General features: G+C 33.7%; 6 protein-coding genes. 2 read left to right on the plus strand and 4 right to left on the minus strand.

From position 1 onward, the window contains the following. Window positions 1–26: 26 nt before the first annotated feature. From RTP52_RS20125 to RTP52_RS20320, 4 genes are all read right to left on the minus strand, one after another. Window positions 27–329 (minus strand): IS3 family transposase, encoded by a 303-nt coding sequence (locus RTP52_RS20125; protein WP_312373161.1) that lies wholly within the window; start codon window positions 327–329, stop codon window positions 27–29. 11 nt (window positions 330–340) lie between these two features. Next, entirely contained in the window at window positions 341–913 is a 573-nt protein-coding gene (locus tag RTP52_RS20130; RefSeq protein ID WP_312373162.1) for a DDE-type integrase/transposase/recombinase, read from the minus strand. A gap of 80 nt (window positions 914–993) precedes the next feature. Next, entirely contained in the window at window positions 994–1,311 is a 318-nt protein-coding gene (locus RTP52_RS20315) for a helix-turn-helix domain-containing protein (RefSeq protein WP_331661989.1), read from the minus strand. Beyond that, window positions 1,260–1,670, minus strand: a complete 411-nt coding sequence (locus RTP52_RS20320; RefSeq protein ID WP_331661990.1) for a transposase — start codon at window positions 1,668–1,670, stop codon at window positions 1,260–1,262. Before RTP52_RS20320 ends, RTP52_RS20315 begins: the two co-directional genes overlap by 52 nt. A gap of 140 nt (window positions 1,671–1,810) precedes the next feature. On the opposite strand from RTP52_RS20320, the gene RTP52_RS20140 reads away from it, so the two are divergent. Both RTP52_RS20140 and RTP52_RS20145 read left to right on the plus strand, forming a co-directional pair. Next, window positions 1,811–2,257: a hypothetical protein gene (locus tag RTP52_RS20140; RefSeq protein WP_312373163.1), complete on the plus strand. Its 447-nt coding sequence runs from the start codon at window positions 1,811–1,813 to the stop codon at window positions 2,255–2,257. A 156-nt stretch (window positions 2,258–2,413) separates the two neighbouring features. Further along, a complete protein-coding gene (locus RTP52_RS20145; RefSeq protein ID WP_312373165.1) occupies window positions 2,414–3,289 on the plus strand; it encodes a hypothetical protein in 876 nt (291 codons plus the stop codon). The last annotated feature ends 486 nt before the right edge of the window (window positions 3,290–3,775 follow it).

Consider the following 3,775-nt stretch of genomic DNA (forward strand, 5'->3'; position numbering starts at 1 on the left):
AATTTCTCAGTTAGGGAAATTTCCTCCTACTCGATTGCACACCATTTCTCTTTGTATTTCTCAATTCGTTTGTTTTCAGGAATAGGATATTCCTTTGGTATTTCTGAAGATAATGCTTCGTTTCTTACTTCCAATGGTGTCTTGCAATGATATCTATCTTGAGGACGCTGTTCACTGTAAAACCTTATATAATCCTTTATTGCATATCTTAATGATGCTTCATCCGTGATTTCATACATTTGGTACATCTCGGTTTTAATGATACCCCAAAACCCTTCTGTAGGACCATTACCAATACAGTGACCAACTCTGGACATTGATTGTTCCATTTCCTGAACTTCTAGCTTGTTTTGTAAAGCTTTACTTGTATATTGGAAGCCCCTATCACTGTGAAAGACGGGTTCGCATCTGGGTTCGAGGCTATTGCTTTGTCGAATGTTTTAAATACTAACTTATTATCGTTCCTGCAACTCACTACATAAGAAACAGGATATCTATCGTATAAATCTAGGATTGCACTTAAATACAGTTTCTTCTTTTCACCCGGAATCTTAAATTCGGTTACATCTGTAGCCCACTTCTGATTTGGAGCAGTTGCATAAAAATCTCTACTAAGCTTATTCTCAGCTATTGCCTCAGGAGTAGAAGAGTTATATTTCTTCTTTTTTCTTCTGATGATAGAATGAATACCCAACTTTTTCATAATTCTATGAACTCTATTTTTACTATAGTTGCTATGATTAAAGTGATTAATCCATGAAGTCATTCTGCGATAGCCTAAGATATGATTAAAGCGTTCATCGTATTCTTTGATAAGCTCTGCCAGTTGAATATTTTCCAATTCCTGTTCCGGAGTCTCACGATTCAACCATTTATAATAAGCAGCTCTGGTTATTTCAAGCTGTTTACACATCCATTCAATGCTCCATTTCTTTGTTTCATGAAAATGTCTAATAGCTAAGTATTTTGGTTTGTAGCGTAGTTTTCCAAGCCTTACATCCCTTCGAATTCTTTCACTTTTTTTAATAATTCAACTACCATATCTTTTTCTTCAAGCTGACGCTTAAGCCTGAGATTTTCTCGTCGTAAAAGTTCTAATTCATCTACTTCATCATTAGTTTTGTGACGACCACGTTTATCTGATAATCCGTCTTTTCCATTAACATCATACTTTTTCATCCAAGAATAAACCTGACTATACGAAACATCGTAGATAGCGGCAGTTCCTTTATAATCTCGGTTATGTTTAAGACAGTATTCTACGATTTCTTTACGTTCCTCAATGGTTGTTTTTCGTCTTGCATCTGCCATATAGACCTCCCTCTTAGGATCATAATCCTTAAGTTCTCTATTGGCATTATAACCTTTATCCAGCGTCTTAGCACCTCTCTTGAAGATATGTTGTGTTTAGCAACGATATCATCTACACTTCCTTCGCCTGATAAAACTGCTTCAACACATATGGTTTTAAAATCAGATGAATAGGAAGTGTTACCTGATTTAGTGGCGAATGCTGCAATTCCGTAAAATCTGTATTTAGCAACCCATTGTTTTAAGGTTTTGCTTCCAATGTTATATTTAGTAGATAAATAGTCGTAGGAACCGAGCCCATCAAGATATTCCTGCGAGACTTTCGCACGGAATTCTGGAGTGTGTGGTGATTTGGCCATAAAATAATCCTCCATAAGTAGATTTTGGTTATTTATCATGTCTACTTATGGAGGATCATATCAGATCCCCTCCGGGTGTCTTTTTATGTTGAAATTATTGCCATAATAAGGTAGTATTTAGGGTGAGAGGAGTGATGGCAATGAGAATAGAGAATAAACTAAAAAGGTTAGACCAAATTTTTAAGCGTAAAATCCCTTTAGAATATATTGAAGAAGGCCAAGTAAAAACTAAGTATAATAAAGGATATGAAAGGTATCAAGCATTAAAAAATGAAATATCCATGTATAGCCCTGATGAAATAGAATATGTGAGGTTGAAATTTAAAGGTAATATAGAGAGTATGAAGAGGTTGTGGGATTATACAAATATTTTACCACTGGCATCTGGAATATTCGCTATAGTTTTTTCGATTGTAAGTGATGTAAAAGATCTTAAGGTTATGTTACTTTATTATGCATTAATTGTTGGAATAATGTTATTAACAGTATATTCTGTATTTGCAATTCTAGCAAGCAGAAATATTCACAAATATGAGTATTATTTGCAGATTGTGGATTTGGTAACGAAAGAGCGAGAAACAGAATAATAATAATTGGACAACTTATGAATTTATGATAAGAACAAAGAATAAATGCTTGGTATTATAAATTGTAAATATGGATAATGGCTCCTATAATTGTTGAATATTGTAATCAAATAGTGTATAATGTTGGAAATTAACTTATGTAGGGGGAAAAGCATTATGCCAGATAAACAAGAGAAATATAAGGACATGTGCTTCGTTATTATGCCAATTGGGGATAGCCATGCATATGATCATTATAAGCATGTCTATGATGATATTTTTGCAGAAGCTATAAAAAGTGCTGGGTTCAAACCAAAACGGGCAGATGATGATAAATCCAGTAGCATGATTCAAGTAGAAATTATAAGAGATATAGTTAGTGCGCCAATGGCAATATGTGATTTGAGTTCGAGGAATCCTAATGTCTTATTTGAACTTGGAATAAGACAAGCATTCGATTTGCCTGTTGTACTAGTTCAAGAAGTTGGTACGCCACGTATTTTCGATATAAGTACTATTAATACCATTGAATATCGTAAGGATAGGATATATCATGAAGTATTAGAGGACAGAAAAAAGATAGAAGAGGCATTAAACGCAACAAAGGATAATACGAAAGGTATTAATTCTATAATTAAATTATTGGGGATTAATAAGGCTGAAGTTAAAGGAGCAGGTGAGTTTAATGAATTAGATGAAATAAGGGTACTTTTGTATTCATTAATCAATGAGATTAAGGACAGGCAAGAATCTAAATATTTGCTACCAAGAGATAGCTACAGTGCTGCTTCAAAAGAGTTACCACCTTACATAAAACTTAAGCCAGATTTTGTAGATGTATCTGATATGAGTATAGAAGAAAGAATTAATGAAATAGAAGATTTTTTAGAAGATTATATAAGTATTCGACCAGAAGATGTAATAATATTAGAAGATAAGTTTTTTACTACTAGGTTAAAAGTAAAGAGTTCTAATATAACGAGAGCACAATCAAACAAATATATCAACAAACTTAATCAATTGTATGAGATATTTAGGCTTAAATCTTCTTAACTAGTCGCATACAAAATTTAAGAGCCGAAAGGCTCTTTTCTTTTACTAAAAATTCAAACACGAATATTGGCTAACACCAGATGACGTGATAAGGCTAGAGGTATCCGGAGATTTCGGAGTCCCTAAAATGGGGCTGTTTGTTGTCTCCAATTTGGGGACTATTCGTACAAAAAAGCACATTGTAGTTCCTAATGATACAATACGATATATTGGGAGAAAATCAATAAAATCAATGCTTGTATCACACTACAACAATTTAGAAAAAGCTACTTTTCACACTCGTTCGATTCCGATTAACGGCTTTTTGAAAATCTAGGGAAATTAATGGTTGTAGCCATTGAAAGAATGTAGTAGCACCTGAATGAGGGTGCTTTTTTCATGTGTTTGCGACTATTTTGGTACTATTGTTAGTCAAAAAAAGCCCTGCTCTATGATATACCCCCTGTCAAGTAGACAGGTCAAATATCTAAAACAAAGTGCTGAAAA

It is taken from the genome of Lachnoclostridium sp. (assembly GCF_031997925.1).
GTDB lineage: Bacteria > Bacillota > Clostridia > Lachnospirales > Lachnospiraceae > Lachnoclostridium.

What these genes read in the sequence shown, in the direction of transcription:
- RTP52_RS20140 (WP_312373163.1), top strand. Translation starts at nt 1,811, where the DNA reads ATGAGAATAGAGAATAAACTAAAAAGGTTAGACCAAATTTTTAAGCGT.
- RTP52_RS20320 (WP_331661990.1), bottom strand. Translation starts at nt 1,670, where the DNA reads ATGGCCAAATCACCACACACTCCAGAATTCCGTGCGAAAGTCTCGCAG.
- RTP52_RS20145 (WP_312373165.1), top strand. Translation starts at nt 2,414, where the DNA reads ATGCCAGATAAACAAGAGAAATATAAGGACATGTGCTTCGTTATTATG.
- RTP52_RS20315 (WP_331661989.1), bottom strand. Translation starts at nt 1,311, where the DNA reads ATGGCAGATGCAAGACGAAAAACAACCATTGAGGAACGTAAAGAAATC.
- RTP52_RS20130 (WP_312373162.1), bottom strand. Translation starts at nt 913, where the DNA reads ATGTGTAAACAGCTTGAAATAACCAGAGCTGCTTATTATAAATGGTTG.
- RTP52_RS20125 (WP_312373161.1), bottom strand. Translation starts at nt 329, where the DNA reads ATGGAACAATCAATGTCCAGAGTTGGTCACTGTATTGGTAATGGTCCT.